This is a genomic window from Catenulispora yoronensis, assembly GCF_039531695.1.
GTDB classification, from domain to species: domain Bacteria; phylum Actinomycetota; class Actinomycetes; order Streptomycetales; family Catenulisporaceae; genus Catenulispora; species Catenulispora yoronensis.
Window position 1 is genome coordinate 1 of record NZ_BAAAQN010000242.1, and the last position, 536, is coordinate 536.

Sequence of the window (536 nt, forward strand, 5' to 3'; positions counted from 1 at the left end):
AACGGCCAGCCGGCGACCCTGTTCTCCTCCTACGACCAGCAGACCGTCGACACCCACTTCCTGTGGATGCAACAGAACGGCTGCGACACCGCCGCCCTGCAACGCTTCAACCCCAACAGCTCCGAAGGCCCCACCCGAGACGCCATGGCCGCCAAAGTCCGCTCGGCCGCCGAAAGCCACAGCCGCAAGTTCTACATCATGTACGACGTCACCGGCTGGACCACGATGCAGTCGGAGATCAAAACCGACTGGACCACCAAAATGTCCGCCCACACCGCCTCGACCGCCTACGCCCGCCAAAACGGCAAACCAGTGGTCTGCATCTGGGGCTTCGGCTTCAACGACACCAACCACCCCTGGGACGCCGCCACCTGCCTGGACGTCATCACCTGGTTCAAAAACCAAGGCTGCTACGTCATCGGCGGCGTACCCCGCGAATGGCGCACCGGCGTCGGCGGCTCACGCCCCGGATACCTCAGCGTCTACCACGCCTTCAACATGCTCTCCCCCTGGATGGTCGGCGCCATCGGCAACGC

The 536-nt window shown here is 64.4% G+C and carries 1 protein-coding gene; it reads left to right on the plus strand.

Annotated features, from left to right (window positions below; all coding sequences use genetic code 11):
• The coding region (locus tag ABD481_RS47085) for a glycoside hydrolase family 71/99 protein (RefSeq protein WP_486323374.1) at positions 1-536 on the plus strand (536 nt) is incomplete at both ends.